Here is a 16,070-nt window from a genome sequence, read left to right on the forward strand (position 1 = left end):
CCTTTGCCGGTCACGGCCGAGCACGCGCTCAAGGCCGGCTCCTGGGATGTCGAGCATCGTGATCCATTCGACCGCATGCTTGCCGCGCAGGCGATTTGCGAAGATCTGCCACTTGCCACGACGGATACCGCCCTGCGGCAGTTCGACATCGCGCTGGTTTAGCAGCCGGCGCTGCTCCGAGCTGCTGTTCCATTAAAACGGGGTCTGTCCCGGTTTTCTCCGGTTTTTCCCAGGGTTTGTCCCCGTTTTGTCTAACTCCCGTCGCATTGGCGGTCGGTGCAGTAAATTCTTGGTTGGTCAACCAACACGGATGACACGGTTACATCTGCTACGCCTACATCGAGACCCAGTAACCCTAGAAGCGGTTCCAGCAGTGCGGTGCCAAGAACGTCTAGAACAGGTTGGAGCAGCGACACTACCGTGTTAACAATAGGCGCCAGTAGCGCCGAGGTTAAGTTGCAAAGAATGGGCAGGCAAGTTCCCAACACTCTGACTTCAAGTGTATCTGGGTCGGCGAGTTGAGTTGACAAATCTGACAAGAATCCATCAAGTGCATCGATCGGTGGCGTGTCGACCGACTGGGTTTGAGTTACGCCATTTTCATCAGGTGGAAAGGGGCCACAGAAGATAAGGTTGTCATCGTTTGGCGCGCAGTTTGGAGCCTTAGGTGGCGATTGTTCGACGAATGTTGGCGAGCCGCCTCTACCTAATGTCACCTGAAGGCCAGCAGTTGTAACCACTTGAGCGATTCCGATCGCGTTTACCAGGACCGTTTCTTCGTTCGGGCCGGGGGGCTGCGGGTCAAATGCGCTGATGTCACTGAACTCGCCGATACCGATATCGACCAAACTAGTGTCTGAATCGATATGAACAGAATGCTGGAATGGGCCACTCCCCCTGATATCTTCATTGCTGGGCCCGGCGCAATTAATGTCCGTAAGGTGGGCTTTGGCACCGGCGCTTTTTATAAAAATGGGTAGGTTGATCAATGCGCCGCCCAGTGCGCTGGGCAAAGCACCGAGCACCTCTATTCGAAGCTGAACAGCGACTTGAGAAGTCGTTGCCGTTGTACGAAATTTATCTCCGACTCGTCCCGCTCGGCCAAAAGCCATTTGCGGCGGTTCTATTATTTTTACCGTGCCATTGACGCGTGCTATTCCGCCCAGATCAATCCCCACCGGCAGCGCGACCGGGGCCCCCTGATTGGCCGCCTGGGCCAGGCCGGTCAGCAGGCTGGTGACGTCCACCGGCAGGGCGTTGATCACGTTCTCGAGGCCGGGTTCGATATTCAGAACCTGATCCAGCCGGGAGGTCAGCCCCGTATCGGCAAGATTGGCGAGGTCGCGCAGGGTATTGGCGGCCAGTGCATTGGTGCCGGCGGTTACGTTGTCCAGCGCGTCGGCAATCAGATTCAGCGATTCCGGCAGGGTGAAATTCGTGGTCAGCAGGTCATTGAGGCCGCCGATGGTCGCGTCGGCCTGCAGCAGATCGCCGACGGTCAGCTCGGCATCGACCAGCCCGTTGTAGCTGACCAGGTTCACCTGGTTGGTGCCGAGCAGGGCGGCCAGAATGCCCTCGCTGCCGTCGAGTCCGCCAATGCGGGCCAGCGACGTGCCAACCGAAATACCCGCCTGGGGACGACTGATGGCGGTGGCCGAGGCGGTCAGCGGGCGATCGGCGGTGAAAAATGCCACCAGCGGCGTCGGCGCCGGGCGGGTCAGGGTGACCTGGACCGAGTCGGCATCAAAGGCGTCGCTGGCCGCGAAACTGAGCAGTGAGCCGTCGCTTTCCTGGATGCCCAGACGAGGTGATCCTTCTTCTAGCGTTATGGCCGGCGCGCCGTCGTCGTCCGCGTGACGCAATATCGCCTGTTCGGCTGCGTTTTTCGCGGCATCCTGAGGAGAGTTCGGTTCGCCCACAGCGCAGCCGCCAATCGCCCGCGCCGCATCCAAGGCTGCCACCTCGGCGGTGCGCTGCAACTGGGTCTGAGTCACGTAGAGCCGTCCCACATCGATGGCCAGCCCCAGTGTCGCCACTAGGGCCACCAGCGTGAACGCGGTAAAAACGAGTGTGGCCCCGCGCTGCCGTCCCGGACTGGCGGGACACCCTCGCAGTTGCGGAAGGCGATTGGGCATCGACGAACTCCAGGGAGAGACAAACGCCACCGGGGTGGCAGCGGCGCCGGAAGGTTCCGGTCGCCGTCCGGTTGCGCCACCCGATGCCGTACCTTGTCTATGGTTATCGGGAGTCTTGCAGAAAACCTGAGGGGCGGAAAGCCGACCAGCCCGGCACGCTGCATGCAATCCGGCCGGCAGCGGCGTAGAATCGCGCGCCTTTCAGGAACCCGGCATGCCGATGACACCGGTCGAGTACGAGGTCAGCGCCGTTTCGCCGCGTGGACACCGATTCCGCGTGACCTGCACCGTGCCCGCGCCCGATACCGAAGGCCAGCGGTTCACGCTGCCGGCCTGGGTGCCGGGCAGTTATCTGATTCGCGAATTCGCCCGCAACATATTGTCGGTGGCCGCCAGCGATGCGGCAGGTAACCCGGTCGTCGTACGTAAGATCGACAAACAGACTTGGCAGGCGGCGCCGGTGGCGGACGCCCTGACCCTGACTTACGAGTTGCACGCGCGCGACAGCTCGGTACGCGCCGCCTATCTGGATGATCAGCGTGGTTTCTTCGACGGCACCTCGGTCTATCTGCGTCCGGTGGGTCGGGAAACGTCGCCCTGTCGGGTTCGTCTGCCACCGCTGCCTGATCACGACTGGCAAGTGGCCACCAGTCTGCCCGCCGTGGCGGTCGATGCGGCAGGTTTCGGCGAGTATGCCGCGGATGATTACCGGAGCCTGATTGATTATCCCGTGGCCATGGGCCGGAACATCGACCGGATCGACTTCCAGGCCGGCGGGGTGCCACATGCCTTTGTCTGCCTGGGGCGCCATGATGCCGATCGCGAGAAGCTGGCCGCCGATCTGACCCGCGTGTGCGAAGCCCAGGCGGCGGTGTTTGGCGAGATGCCGATGGACAACTACCTGTTTCTGGCCCAGATCGCCGGCGCCGGTTACGGTGGTCTCGAGCACCGTGCGAGTGCCGCGTTGCTGGTCGACCGCAACGCGCTGCCGGTGGCCGGTGCGGCCGGCCGCAGCGACGCCTATGCCGAGTTGCTCGGCCTGTGCAGCCACGAATATTTCCACCTCTGGAACGTCAAGCGGATTCAACCGGCTGCGGTGGCCGACAGCGACCTTGCGACGGAAGCCCATTTCGAGGACTTGTGGGCCTACGAAGGGGTGACCAGCTACTACGACGATCTGGCCCTGGTGCGGGCCGGGCTGATCGACGAAACCGCGTACCTCGGCCGGCTGCAGCGGATCGCCAACCGGCTGGCCGGCAATCCGGGCCGGCGTTGCCAGAGCCTGGCCCAGTCCAGCTTCGATGCCTGGACCAAGTTCTACCGGCCGGACGAGAACAGCCCCAACGCGGTGGTCAGCTATTACGGCAAGGGAGCGCTGGTGGCGCTTTGTCTGGATCTGCTGCTGCGTGACCGAACGGAGGGCGACGTCAGTCTGGATGACGTGATGGCCCGGGTCTGGGCCGAGCACGGGCGTCCGGGCATTCCGGTGCCCGAGAACGGACTCGAGGCGATTGCCGCCGAGGTGGCTGGCGCCGATCTGTCCGATTTCTTCGACGGCGCCGTGCGGGGCACCGAAGAACTGCCCCTCGCCGAACTCCTGGCGCGCTTCGGCGTCCGGGCCCGCCGGGTAACGCCGGACACCCGCGACGGTGCGGCCTTTCTGCTGGCCCAGGGGCTACGGCTCAATGCCGGCGCCGGACCGGCGCGGTTGCTGCACGTGCTGACGGACAGTCCGGCAGAAGCCGCCGGCCTGTGCCCCGGGGACGTGATCGTGGCAGTGGACGGTCTGCGTGCCGAGGCGGATACCCTGACCCGGCGACTGCGACGCGTCCCGACCGGGACCCCGGTAACCCTGCACCTGTTCCGCGATGACGAGCTGCTCACGCGGCGCTTCGCCCCGCGGGCGCCGGCCGCTGACCAGTGGCGATTCCGTCTGATGAGCCGCTGCGACGCCGAGACGGCGGCGCGGCGCACGGCCTGGTTGTCGCTGCCGTCATGACGGATGCCATGCACTGGGTACCCGCCGCCCGGGCCACCACGCTGCCGGCGCTGTTCGCCGGCCGGGTGGCGCTCACGCCCAACGAAACCGCCTATCGCTACTTCGATCCGCCGGCCCGCCGCTGGCGATCCCTGACCTGGGCACAGGCCGAGCGGCTGGTCGGCCGCTGGCGGGCCGGCCTGGCCAGCAGCGAGCTGGCCGCCGGGTCGCGGGTCGCCATTCTGGTGCGCAACAGCCCGAGCTGGGTGGCAGTCGATCAGGCGGCGCTGGATCAGGGGCTGGTGTCGGTAGGCCTGTTCTGCGGTGATACGCCCGCGAGCAGCGGCGACGTGCTGCGCGACAGCGGCGCGGCGCTGGTGGTGGTGGCCAAGGGCCGCTGGTGGCGGTCGATTCTGGCGGAGGACGATTGTCCCGCGGTGCAAACCGTGGTCGCTCTTGACGGGGATACCGAAGGGGATACGCGGCTGGTGGCCGGCGATCAGTGGTTGCCCGACGAGCCGCAGCGGGCGTCGTTGACTCCGGCGCCGACGGAGCTGGCCTCGCTGGTCTATACCTCCGGCACCTCCGGCCGCGCCCGCGGGGTGATGCTCAGCCACGCCAGCCTGGTGTGGAATGCCTATGCCTGTGCCCGCGCGGTCGACACGCCCGTGGACGAGCATCTGGTATCTTTCGTGCCGCTGGCCCATGCCTACGAGCGCACGGTCGACTACCACCGCGCCCTGATTACTGGCGCCACGCTGTCGTTCTGCCGCCATCCGCGATTTCTCAGTCTGACCCTGGCCAACGCCCGTCCGACGGCGCTGGTCGGCGTGCCGCGAATCTACGAGCACTACTACACCGAGCTCCAGCGCAGTCTCACCCGGCGGCCCCGATGGGTGCGCCGACTGGTACGCCTGACCACGGAGCTCGGCTGGTCGGTATTCGAACGCCAGCAGGGGCGCGGGCCCCGACGTTTGCGGCATCTGATCTGGCCGCTACTGCGGCAACTGGTGGCGCGACCCTGCCTGCGGCCCTTCGGCGGCCGGCTGGAAGTGGCGATTTCGGGGGCGGCGGCGCTGCCCCGGCCGGTAGCGCGAACGCTGATCGGCCTGGGGTTGCCGATCCTGCAGGGCTATGGCCTGACCGAGGCCGGTCCGGTGGTCAGCGTCAACCGGATGGATGACAACGATCCCGCCAGCGTCGGGTCGCTACTGGACGATGTGCAGACCCGCCTGGGGCCCGACAACGAGTTGTGGGTGCGCACCCCCGGCGTGATGCAGGGCTACTGGGGCGATGCCGAGGCCACCGCGGCGGTGCTGGAATCCGGCGGCAACTGGCTGCGCACCGGCGACAAGGTCAGCCGTCTGGACCAGAGCCGCCTGTTTCTCACCGGTCGGCTCAAGGAGATCATCGTGATGGCGACCGGCGACAAGGCCTCGCCCGAGCCGCTGGAACGCACCATCGGCCTGGACCCGCTGTTCACCCGGGCGGCGGTGGTGGGCGAAGCCCGGCCCTATCTGGCCGCGCTGGTGACCTGCGATGACGCGGCGCTGCACGCCCTCATGGGCACGCTGGGGCTGGACCCCGACAGCCCCGCGGACCGCGGGGATCCGCAGCTCGAGCGGGCGATGCTCAAGCGCATTGGTCAGCGCCTGCGCCATTTCCCGGGTCATGCGCAGATCCGCCGGGTGGCGGTCGTCGACGAGGTCTGGAGCGTCGACAATGGCCTGCTCACCGTGACCGAGAAGCTGCGCAGGCGGGCCGTGGCGCGGCGCTATGCCGGCGAGATCGAACGACTCTACGGCCGCCGGGCCGCCGCCGCGCAGAAGACCGATTTTTCCTACAATGTGAACGTCGGCTGATCGGGGGCAACCTGTGATTGCAACACTGCTGGTGATTGTCGCGGCCTACCTGATCGGGGCGCTGTCGGGTGGGCTGTTGATCGGCCGGCTGCTGGGCAAGGCGGATCTGCGCGCCGCCGGCAGCGGCAACGCCGGGGCCACCAATGCGTTGCGTACCGGCGGACGCCTGTATGGCGTGCTGGTGCTGCTGTTCGATCTGGCCAAGGGCGTCGTGGCCGCCGGGTTGCTACCGCTGCTGGTGGCCGGCGGGCCGGGCTGGCTGGCATTTGCCTGCGGCGCCGCCGCGGTGATCGGCCACGTCTATCCGGTGTACTTCGGTTTCGCCGGCGGCAAGGGGGCCGCGACGCTGATCGGCGTGCTTGTCGTGCTGGCGCCCGGGCCGCTGGTGCCCGGGGTGCTGACCTTTGTTGTCGTGCTGGTGCTTTCCGGCATGGTCAGTCTGGCAATTCTGCTGGCGATGGGGGCGGTCGTGTTCACCCAGGCCGTCTGGGTGTGGCCGGCACTCGGCTCGGCCCCGGTTCTGTTCGCCCTGGCCATGTGGTTGCTGATGCTGTTCACCCACCGGAGCAATGTCTCCCGGCTTCTGGCCGGGGAGGAAAGCCGCTTCGAGCGGGTGATGCTGCTGCGCCGGCGCCGGTGAGCGAATCCACCCGCGTGCCGCTGGATCCCGGCGCTGTCATCCACCATCTGGCCGACGGCCACTGGCATTCCGGTGCGGCGCTGGCGGCTACGCTGGGTCTGAGCCGGGCCGCGGTATGGAAACGGGTGGCGGCGGCACGGGGGCTTGGCGTGACCATTCATGCCGTGCGCGGCCGCGGTTACCGGCTGGCGCGACCGTTCGAGCCGTTGCAGGCGGATGCCATTCGCAAGGCGATGCCGGTTGATGCCGCGTCGGCGCTGAACTCGCTCGCAGTCTGCGGCTCGATTGATTCCACCAGCGACCGTCTGCTGGCTGCGCCCGACACCGGCGCCCATGCCCTGTTCGCCGAGCACCAGAGCGGGGGGCGCGGTCGTCGCGGTCGCCAGTGGGTATCGCCCTATGGCGCGAATCTGTACCTGTCGCTGAGCTGGACGTTTGATCCGGCGCCCAATGCGATCGGCGCGCTGGGACTGGCGGTGGGCATCCGTCTGGCCGAGGCCCTGCGTGACCTCGGCGTGGCCGAGATCGGTCTCAAGTGGCCGAACGATCTGCTGGTGGACGGCGCCAAACTCGGCGGAATCCTGATGGAACATCGCGGCGAGGCGGCGGGCGGCTGCCGGATCGTCACCGGCGTGGGCCTGAATGCCGCGATGGAAGCCGGGCAGGCCCGGGATGTGGACCAGCCCTGGACCGCCCTGGATCGGCTGCTCGCCGTGCCGCCGCCGCGAAACCGGCTGGCCGGCCACTGTCTGGCCGCGGTGATCGGGGCGATGCAGGATTATCAGAAGCATGGCTTCCCGCCCTTCCAGCGGCGCTGGCCGGATTTCGACGCCCTGCGGGATGCCCCGATCGAAGTGGATATCGACGGGCGCCGCCAGGCCGGGTACGCGGCCGGTCTGGCGCCGGATGGGGCCCTGCTGGTGCGACTGGATGACGGCGTGCGTCGCTGTTATGCGGGCGATGTCACGGTGCGGGGTCTGGCATGACGCTGCTGGTGGACATCGGCAACACCCGGGTGAAATGGGCCCGGGCCGATGCGGCCGGTCGACCGGGTCCGGTTCAGGCGCTGGCCCATGACGGGCGCGGCGACTGGGTCGACACCTTGTCGACCGATTTCGACGGCCCGGTCTGGTTTGCAACCGTGGCCGACGCCGATCTGGCTACACCGCTGCAGGCCTGGTCCCGGGATCGACTGGGCCGGGCGGCGGTAGAGGTGGTGTCCTCGGCGAGTGCCGCGGGTGTGCAATGCGCCTATGCCCGACCGGAGTGCCTGGGCGTCGACCGCTGGCTGGCCTGCATCGGCGCGTTTCACCGCGGGCCCGGCTCGGTGGTGGTCGTGGATGCGGGCACGGCCCTGACCGTGGACGTGGTGGATGCCACGGGCTGCCATCAGGGCGGATTGATCGTGCCGGGCATGGCGACCATGCAGCAGGCGATTCACGCGCATACCCGGATCCGGTCGCAGCCGGTTGAGCAGGTGCCGGATGATCTGGCCCGCGACACCGATACGGCGGTCGCGGCGGGAGCGCTGCACGCGGCCGTTGGTCTGATCGAGCGGGTGTGTCGGCGATTCGCACTGGATCGGCGGATACTGGCCGGCGGCGAGGCCGCACGGCTTGCCGATCGTCTGGAAGGCGACTGGCATCTGGCGCCGGATATCGTGCTGGAAGGACTGGGGCGAGTGGCCGTGGAATCCGCCATCAATGCATCGTCAAGCAACGGCCATTCGCGATAGACTTTGCGGCGCTCGGATCCGGCGTGGCTCGAGCGCGCCTGTAGCGATGGATCGCCTCAAGCCGGCCAAGCTCGGTGGGGCTCGCCGGAGAATGACGAAGCACGGCTTCGTCCCGGCGAGCGGGCGTCATGGATGGCGCGCCGGATTGTTAAGCGAGGACAGGACGCCCGAGCGTGACTAGTGTGATGGACCGCCTTAAGCCGGCGTAGCTCAGTTGGTAGAGCAACTGATTTGTAATCAGTAGGTCGCGGGTTCGACTCCTGTCGCCGGCTCCATATCCTCCCCCGCAGCGGCCGCCCATTCTGCGCCGCACCATTGCCCCTCTCTATTACCAAATCGGAAATTGCAATTTGACTGTGCCGTGCAGCGGCGTAGCTTCTTGAGGGCAACATGCGCGTTGTTCAGGTATCGCGCGACTGAAGCCATTAAAAAGAGCACGACAGCATGAGCGCGGAGGAAACAGCCAAGTCACGACAGGTTGAAGCCATCTGTGAGCGACACGCCAATCGGGAGGGGCCGTTGTTGCCCATTCTCCACGATTTGCAGGCGGCATTCGGCTATGTGCCGGGCGAGGCAATCGGTGAAGTCGCGCGATACCTGAATCTTTCCCGCGCCGAGGTCTACGGCGTGGTGACCTTTTATCACGATTTCCGGCGGACGCCGCCGCGCCCGCACAGTCTGAAGGTGTGCCGTGCGGAGGCCTGCCAGGCGGTGGGTGGCCGCGAAGTATGGGCAACGGCATCATCGCTGGCGGCCGATCCGGCCTGTCGGGTGGACGTGGAGGCGGTGTACTGCCTCGGCAACTGCCCCTGTGCGCCGTCCGTCCAGTTCGATGAACGAACGCTCGGCCGGCTTACGCCGGACCGGGTCAGCAGTCTGATCGCCGGGGCGGTCGGAGGCGAAGCATCATGAGGGTATTCGTACCGGCAGACAGCACGGCGGTGTCCATCGGGGCTGACGAGGTTGCGGCGGCGCTGCGGTCCGCGGGCCTTGATGTGGTCCGGACGGGTTCCCGCGGCCTGTACTGGCTGGAACCGCTGGTCGAGGTGGAAGCCGAAGGACGCCGCATCGGTTACGGGCCGATCCAGGCGAACGACACCGCAACGCTGGTGGAGGCACTTCAGGCGGAAAGCCGCGATGATCCGCGCTGCGTGGGCGACGTCGACGAGTTGCTTGCCAGTCAGGGGCAGCAACGGCTCACCCTCGGCCGCACCGGCCGGGTGGTACCGGGCGACTGGGACGATTACGTCGCCCATGGCGGCACGGCCGGCTTGCGCGCCGCGCTGGACATGGAACCGCAGGCGATTGTCGATGAGGTCAAGGCCTCCGGGCTGCGCGGCCGTGGCGGGGCGGGCTTTCCCACCGGCATCAAGTGGCAGACCGTGCACGATCAGGAAGTCACGCCGAAGTACATCGTCTGCAATGCCGATGAGGGCGACAGCGGCACGTTTGCCGATCGCATGCTGATGGAAGGCGACCCGTTCTGCCTGCTGGAAGGCATGACCATCGCGGCCTTGGCGGTCGGCGCCGAACGGGGCTACATCTATCTGCGGTCCGAGTATCCGGACGCCCATCGCATGCTGGAAAAGGCGCTGGAAGCGGCGCGCGCCAACGGCATGCTGGGCGAGTCGGTGATGGGCTCGGGCCAGGCGTTTGATATCGAGGTCCGCCTGGGCGCCGGGGCCTACATCTGCGGCGAAGAAACCTCATTACTGGAAAGCCTGGAAGGCAAGCGGGGCGTGATTCGCTTCAAGCCGCCGCTGCCTGCCATCCAGGGTTTTCTGAACCGGCCGACGGTGGTCAACAACGTGATCACGCTGGGATCGGTGCCGGCCATTCTTGCCGACGGCGGCGCGGCCTACCATGCGGTCGGCGTGGAAAAGTCTCGCGGCACGCTGACCGTGCAGCTTTGCGGCAATGTGGCCCGGCCCGGTCTGTACGAAGTGCCGTTCGGGGTCACCCTCGGTCACTTGATCAACGAACTCGGCGGCGGCTGCGCCAGCGGTCGGCCCGCCCGGGCGGTGCAGGTTGGCGGCCCGCTGGGCGCGTATCTGCCGCCCGACCTGTTCGACACGCCGCTGGATTACGAGGCCTTCGCCGAGGTCAACAGCATGATCGGCCACGGCGGCGTCGTGGTATTCGACGACACCGTGGATATGGTGGCGCAGGCGCGTTTCGCGCTGGAATTCTGCGCCATCGAGTCCTGCGGCAAGTGCACGCCCTGCCGTGTGGGGTCGGTGCGCGGCCAGGAGGTGATCGACCGGATCACCGCCGACGACGATCGCGACCGCAATATCGCGCTGCTGCGCGAACTGTGCGAAACCATGATCCAGGGGTCGCTCTGCGCCCACGGCGGGATGGCGCCATTCCCGGTGCTGTCCGCCCTGAACCATTTCCCGGACGATTTCGAGCCGCGCACCGCCGCGGCCTGATTCCGAACTCATCAGCGGTCCTCTCAGGAGGCAGCCATGTCCACCCAGCTCAAACCCACCGATTTCGGCACCCCCGCCAGTCATTCCGACCAGCAGGTGACGCTGGAAATCGACGGCCAGTCCGTGACGGTGCCCGAGGGCACGTCGGTCATGCGGGCAGCCCTGGAATCGGGCATCGATGTGCCCAAGCTCTGTGCCTCCGACAACCTCGAGCCGTTCGGCTCCTGCCGGCTCTGTCTGGTCGAGGTCGAGGGCAAGCGGGGCTATCCGGCTTCCTGTACCATGCCGGTGGCCGAGGGCATGGAGGTGCGTACCCAGAGCGACAAGCTCAACGAGCTGCGGCGCGGGGTGGTGGAGCTGTACCTGTCGGATCACCCGGGCCAGAGCGTGACGCCCGACGGACACGGCGATGACGAACTGCTGCAACTGGCCGATCAGCTTGGCGTGACCGAGGTTCGCTACGGCCGCGACGGAGCCAATCACCAGGACGTCGAGCCCGATGCCTCCAACCCCTATTTCCGGTTCGACTCGAGCCGCTGCATCGTCTGTTCGCGCTGTGTGCGGGCCTGCAACGAGGTGCAGGGCACATTCGCGCTGACGGTGGACGGCCGCGGTTTCGCGTCGATGATCAGTGCCGGTACCGATTCGGACGACTTCCTGAATTCCGAATGCGTGTCCTGTGGCGCCTGCGTGCAGGCCTGCCCGACCGAAGCGTTGCTGGAAAAGGACGTGATCGAACTGGGCATGCCGGAACGGGCGGTGACCACTACCTGCGCCTACTGCGGGGTGGGCTGTTCCTTCCAGGCCGAGATGAAGGGCGACGACGTCGTGCGCATGGTGCCCTACAAGGAAGGCAAGGCGAATCACGGCCATTCCTGCGTGAAAGGCCGCTTTGCCTGGGGCTATACCCAGCATCCGGACCGCATCACCTCGCCGATGATCCGGGAAAAGATCACCGACCCCTGGCGGGAGGTGAGCTGGGACGAGGCCTACGATTTCACCGTCCAGCGCATTCGTGCCATCAGTGACGAGTACGGCCGTGCGGCGCTCGGGGCGATCACCTCCAGCCGCTGCACCAACGAGGAAACCTATCTGGTGCAGAAGCTGGCGCGGGCCGTGTTCGGCACCAATAATGTCGATACCTGCGCCCGGGTGTGTCACTCGCCCACCGGCTACGGTCTGAAGACCACCCTGGGCACCTCGGCGGGCACGCAGGATTTCGACTCGGTGGAAGAATCCGACGTGATGCTGGTGATCGGCGCCAACCCCACCGACGCGCACCCGGTGTTCGCCTCGCAGATGAAGCGGCGGCTGCGGGCCGGGGCCCGGCTGATCGTGGCCGACCCGCGGGCCATCGATCTGGTGCGTTCCGCGCACGTCGAGGCTGACCACCATCTGCAACTCAAGCCCGGCACCAACGTGCCGCTGATCAATGCGCTCGCCCACACCGTGCTGGACGAGGGGCTGGCGGACGAAGACTTCGTCCGCGATCGCTGCGAGGTCGACGAATACGCGGAATGGCGCGACTTCATCCTCCGGCCCGAAAACAGTCCGGAAACCGTGGCCGAGATCACCGGCGTGTCGGCCGCTGACATTCGCGCCGCGGCGCGGCTTTACGCCACCGGCGGCAACGCCGCGATCTATTACGGTCTGGGCGTGACCGAACACAGTCAGGGGTCGACCATGGTCATGGGCATGGCCAATCTGGCCATGTGCACCGGCAACATCGGCCGCAATGGCGTGGGCGTGAATCCGCTGCGCGGCCAGAACAACGTGCAGGGCTCCTGCGACATGGGCTCGTTCCCGCACGAACTGCCTGGCTACCGGCACATATCGCGACAGGACGTGCGCGACATCTACGAGAAGGAATGGGGCGTTACCCTGGACACCGAGCCGGGTCTGCGGATTCCCAACATGATCGACGCGGCCACCGGCGGCACGTTCAAGGCGCTGTACGTGCAGGGCGAGGACATTCTCCAGTCCGACCCGAATATCAAGCACATCGCCGCCGGCCTGTCGGCGATGGAGTGCGTGATCGTGCAGGACCTGTTCCTGAACGAAACCGCCTCCTACGCCCACGTATTCCTGCCGGGGTCGTCGTTCCTGGAGAAGGACGGCACTTTCACCAACGCCGAGCGCCGCATCAACCGCGTGCGCAAGGTGCAGGAGCCGCCGGCCGGCAAGGCCGACTGGGAAATCACCCAGGACCTGGCGCAGAAGCTCGGGTATCCCATGCACTACAACCACCCGTCCGAGATCATGGACGAGGTCGCTCGTACCACGCCGACGTTCCAGGGCGTGAGCTTCGAGCGTCTCGATCAGCTCGGCAGCATCCAGTGGCCATGCAACGAGGAATACCCGGAAGGCACGCCGGTCATGCACATCGGCGAGTTCGTGCGCGGCAAGGGCAAATTCATGCTCACGCCCTATGTGGCCACCGACGAGCGGGCCAACCGCAAGTTCCCGCTGCTGCTGACCACCGGCCGGATTCTTTCCCAGTACAACGTGGGCGCCCAGACCCGTCGCACCGAGAACCGTGTCTGGCACGGCGAGGACTGGCTGGAACTGCATCCGTCGGACGCCGAGACCCGGGGTATCCGGGACGGCACGCTGGTAGCGGTGGCGTCGCGCATGGGTGAAACCACGCTGCGAGCGATCGTGAGCGAGCGCATGATGCCGGGCGTGGTCTACACCACGTTCCACTTCCCGGAGACGGCGGCCAACGTGATCACCACCGAGTATTCCGACTGGGCCACCGAATGCCCGGAATACAAGGTGACCGCGGTGGAAGTGCGTCCCTGCAACACCATGTCCGAGTGGCAGAAACGCTATCTCGACGATCGGGAGAATCAGCAGCGCATCGCGGAACCCGAAACCGAGAAGGCCTGACCGAATCATGACCGCCCCGGTCGACAGGGCCGATGCCGACCAGGCCTGGGTGGCCGGTCGAATAACCGCGCAGCGGTGGTCGGACGGCGCGGTCGAGCCGGTCACGCGCGCCTTCCCCGAGGAAGTGCCGGTGGCCGTGGTCGTCAACGACGAGAACTACGCGGTGATGCTGGCGTCGCCGGCCGATACCGAGGACTTCGCCTACGGGTTCCTGCGGTCGGAAGGCGTGATCCGGCATCCGGACGAAGTGGACAGCGTGATTCGGCACCTGCGGCCGGAAGGGCATGTCGTCGAGGTTCGTCTGGTCGGGGAAATGCCGGCGTCCGCGCGACGCGAACGACGCCTGGCCGGGGTGAGCAGTTGCGGCCTGTGCGGGGTGGAAAGCCTGCGCGACGCCATCAAGCCGCTCGGGCGCGTACCCGACGGCCCGGCCTTCGACGGCAACGCGGTGCTGCGGGCCATGGCGGGGCTGCGCGACCATCAGCCGTTCAACGCGGTGGCGGGGGCCATGCATGTGGCGGCCTTCGCCGGTCCCGACGGCATACTGCAGACGGCCCGCGAGGATGTGGGCCGACACAACGCCCTGGACAAGCTTATCGGCGCTCTGCTGCGGGAACGCGTGGATCCGGCGAGCGGCTTCGTGGTGATGTCGAGCCGCTGCAGTTATGAACTGGTTCAGAAGGCCTCGGCGTTCGGCCTGCGCCTGCTGTGCACGGCCTCGGCCCCGACCGCCCTGGCGGTACGGCTGGCGCGCGAGGCCAACATCACCCTGGCCTGTCTGGTGCGGGACGGCGGTTTTCTGCTGATGACGGGGGCGGAGCGAATGCAAATGCGGGAGGTGATCGCGAATGGATGACCACAAGATGGTTCACATGGCCAATCAGATTGCCGCCTACTTTCAGGCCTATCCCGAGGCGCGTGCCCGGGAAGGCGTACTCGACCACATCCGGAAATTCTGGCCGCCGCAGATGCGTTCGCAGCTGGTGGCATTCCGGGTCGGGGGCGGCGAAGGGCTGCACCCCCTGGTGGAGTGGGCCGCCCAGGAGTTGTCCGACGCGAATGCCGGGGCGCCCGCCGGTTCAGCCTGAATCCGCAGGGAGCAGGTGGTCGCCCGCCAGGGGAAAGAGCGGCGTATCCCGGCAGACCTCGAACAGGGCCGCCACGATCGGCGATAGCGGATCGCGTGCCAGGGTGATCAGGCCCACCTGGTGACGCACCTCCGGTTCCACCAGCGGAATGCTGTGAACCGTGCTTTCGTTGCCGAACAGCTCGCTGAAATAGGCGGGCATGATGCTGGCCCAGCCGCCGAAGCGGACATGGGACCACAGCGCGACCACCGAATCCGTCTCGATTTCCGCCACCGGGCTGCATTGCGCGGCATGGAAGGCACCGTTGATGATGCGCCGGTTCTGCATGTTGGGCGTGAGTAGGCACAGCGGCAGTTCCGCGGCCTCGGCCCAGGTCACGCTTTCGCGGTTGGCCCACTCGTGGTCGGCGGGTAGGAACAACTGGTAGTGCTCGTCGTAGAGATGCCGGGTTTCCATGCGCTCGACCGGCTCGTTGTCGAGGTAAGTAATGCCGGCATCGAAGTGGAACGCCTCCACCTCCTGAAGAATCTTGTCCGACGTACGTGAGTGTACCGAAACGGCCACGCTGGGATAGCGAGCGCGCATGGCGCCGGATACCGCCACCACCATCGGCAGTGCGGAAGGGATCACGCCCAGTGCCAGACGCCCGCTCAGGCCGCCCTTGAGCGCCGACAGCTCCTGCCGCATGGCATCGCAATTGTCGAGGATGGTCTCTGCCCACCGCAGCACCCGTTCGCCTTCGGCGGTCAGCGCGTGGTAGCGGTGGTCGCGTTCCACGATCGGCACGCCCAGCTCCTGCTCCAGCTGCCGGATGCGGCCGGAGAGCGTGGGCTGGGTGACGTTGCAGCGCTGCGCCGCCCGGGTGAAATGCCGCTCCTGGGCGAGCGCGGAGAGATATTGAAGCTGCCGGATATCCATGGGGACGGACCCTGCCGAAGTTCGCTGACCGGCATGGTAACCGAGTCGATAGCCACTCGCCGCGCCAGCGGTTGACATCGTGCCGGCGAACCAGAAGAATACGCGGCTCTTCGCGGCCGGGTACGTGTCCGAAAGTCGCGGAGCGAGAAGCACCGGAGGGGTGCCCGAGCGGTCAAAGGGAGCAGACTGTAAATCTGCCGGCTTAGCCTTCGAAGGTTCGAATCCTTCCCCCTCCACCAAACAGGAAGCAGCCGCTAGCGGTTCTGCCCGTATTCGGCTGGCCGAAGACGAGGATTAGCGGGTGGGTTTAACGAGCAGGCGGGCGTAGTTCAACGGTAGAACCTCAGCCTTCCAAGCTGATGATGTGGGTTCGATTCCCATCGCCCGCTCCAG

The 16,070-nt window shown here is 66.4% G+C and carries 13 protein-coding genes and 3 tRNA genes; 14 read left to right on the top strand and 2 right to left on the bottom strand.

Annotation, left to right across the window (positions count from 1 at the left end):
- Positions 1–3: 3 nt before the first annotated feature.
- Positions 4–162 (top strand): PIN domain-containing protein, encoded by a 159-nt coding sequence (locus RM532_RS15975; RefSeq protein ID WP_349255337.1) that lies wholly within the window; start codon positions 4–6, stop codon positions 160–162.
- 89 nt (positions 163–251) lie between these two features.
- Here RM532_RS15975 and RM532_RS15335 read toward each other — a convergent pair whose 3' ends face one another.
- The gene (locus tag RM532_RS15335) at positions 252–2,135 is read right to left on the bottom strand and encodes a pilus assembly protein TadG-related protein (protein WP_311654219.1); all 1,884 of its coding nucleotides are present in this window, start codon (positions 2,133–2,135) and stop codon (positions 252–254) included.
- Positions 2,136–2,349: 214 nt separating this feature from the next.
- Between RM532_RS15335 and RM532_RS15340 the strand changes: the two genes are divergently transcribed.
- The 11 genes from RM532_RS15340 to RM532_RS15390 all read left to right on the top strand — a co-directional run bounded on the left by RM532_RS15340 (position 2,350) and on the right by RM532_RS15390 (position 14,759).
- The gene (locus RM532_RS15340) at positions 2,350–4,134 is read left to right on the top strand and encodes a M61 family metallopeptidase (protein WP_311654220.1); all 1,785 of its coding nucleotides are present in this window, start codon (positions 2,350–2,352) and stop codon (positions 4,132–4,134) included.
- A gap of 8 nt (positions 4,135–4,142) precedes the next feature.
- Positions 4,143–5,975, top strand: a complete 1,833-nt coding sequence (locus RM532_RS15345; protein ID WP_311654221.1) for an AMP-dependent synthetase/ligase — start codon at positions 4,143–4,145, stop codon at positions 5,973–5,975.
- 13 nt (positions 5,976–5,988) lie between these two features.
- Complete coding sequence (gene plsY / locus RM532_RS15350; RefSeq protein WP_311654222.1) at positions 5,989–6,615, top strand: glycerol-3-phosphate 1-O-acyltransferase PlsY; 627 nt, start codon at positions 5,989–5,991, stop codon at positions 6,613–6,615.
- Complete coding sequence (locus RM532_RS15355) at positions 6,612–7,601, top strand: biotin--[acetyl-CoA-carboxylase] ligase (RefSeq protein ID WP_311654223.1); 990 nt, start codon at positions 6,612–6,614, stop codon at positions 7,599–7,601. Before plsY ends, RM532_RS15355 begins: the two co-directional genes overlap by 4 nt.
- Positions 7,598–8,350 carry a type III pantothenate kinase gene (locus tag RM532_RS15360; protein ID WP_311654224.1) on the top strand — a complete coding sequence of 251 codons (753 nt, stop codon included), beginning with the start codon at positions 7,598–7,600 and terminating at the stop codon, positions 8,348–8,350. Before RM532_RS15355 ends, RM532_RS15360 begins: the two co-directional genes overlap by 4 nt.
- A gap of 199 nt (positions 8,351–8,549) precedes the next feature.
- Positions 8,550–8,625: transfer RNA gene (locus RM532_RS15365), tRNA-Thr, on the top strand.
- A gap of 169 nt (positions 8,626–8,794) precedes the next feature.
- Positions 8,795–9,262: an NAD(P)H-dependent oxidoreductase subunit E gene (locus RM532_RS15370; protein WP_311654225.1), complete on the top strand. Its 468-nt coding sequence runs from the start codon at positions 8,795–8,797 to the stop codon at positions 9,260–9,262.
- Positions 9,259–10,782 (top strand): formate dehydrogenase beta subunit, encoded by a 1,524-nt coding sequence (locus RM532_RS15375; protein WP_311654226.1) that lies wholly within the window; start codon positions 9,259–9,261, stop codon positions 10,780–10,782. Before RM532_RS15370 ends, RM532_RS15375 begins: the two co-directional genes overlap by 4 nt.
- A 36-nt stretch (positions 10,783–10,818) precedes the next feature.
- Positions 10,819–13,671, top strand: a complete 2,853-nt coding sequence (fdhF, locus tag RM532_RS15380; protein WP_311654227.1) for a formate dehydrogenase subunit alpha — start codon at positions 10,819–10,821, stop codon at positions 13,669–13,671.
- A 7-nt stretch (positions 13,672–13,678) separates the two neighbouring features.
- The gene (fdhD, locus tag RM532_RS15385) at positions 13,679–14,527 is read left to right on the top strand and encodes a formate dehydrogenase accessory sulfurtransferase FdhD (RefSeq protein WP_311654228.1); all 849 of its coding nucleotides are present in this window, start codon (positions 13,679–13,681) and stop codon (positions 14,525–14,527) included.
- Positions 14,520–14,759 (top strand): formate dehydrogenase subunit delta, encoded by a 240-nt coding sequence (locus tag RM532_RS15390; RefSeq protein ID WP_311654229.1) that lies wholly within the window; start codon positions 14,520–14,522, stop codon positions 14,757–14,759. The genes fdhD and RM532_RS15390 overlap by 8 nt, the downstream gene beginning before the upstream one ends.
- On the opposite strand, the gene RM532_RS15395 is transcribed toward RM532_RS15390, so the two are convergent.
- Positions 14,751–15,677, bottom strand: a complete 927-nt coding sequence (locus tag RM532_RS15395; protein WP_311654230.1) for a LysR family transcriptional regulator — start codon at positions 15,675–15,677, stop codon at positions 14,751–14,753. The genes RM532_RS15390 and RM532_RS15395 overlap by 9 nt on opposite strands.
- Positions 15,678–15,831: 154 nt before the next feature.
- Here RM532_RS15395 and RM532_RS15400 point away from each other — a divergent pair.
- Both RM532_RS15400 and RM532_RS15405 read left to right on the top strand, forming a co-directional pair.
- Positions 15,832–15,916: transfer RNA gene (locus RM532_RS15400), tRNA-Tyr, on the top strand.
- 79 nt (positions 15,917–15,995) lie between these two features.
- Positions 15,996–16,069 (top strand) — tRNA-Gly (locus tag RM532_RS15405).
- Position 16,070 lies beyond the last annotated feature (1 nt).

Source organism: Spectribacter hydrogenoxidans (genome assembly GCF_031846275.1).
GTDB lineage: Bacteria > Pseudomonadota > Gammaproteobacteria > Nevskiales > Salinisphaeraceae > Spectribacter > Spectribacter hydrogenoxidans.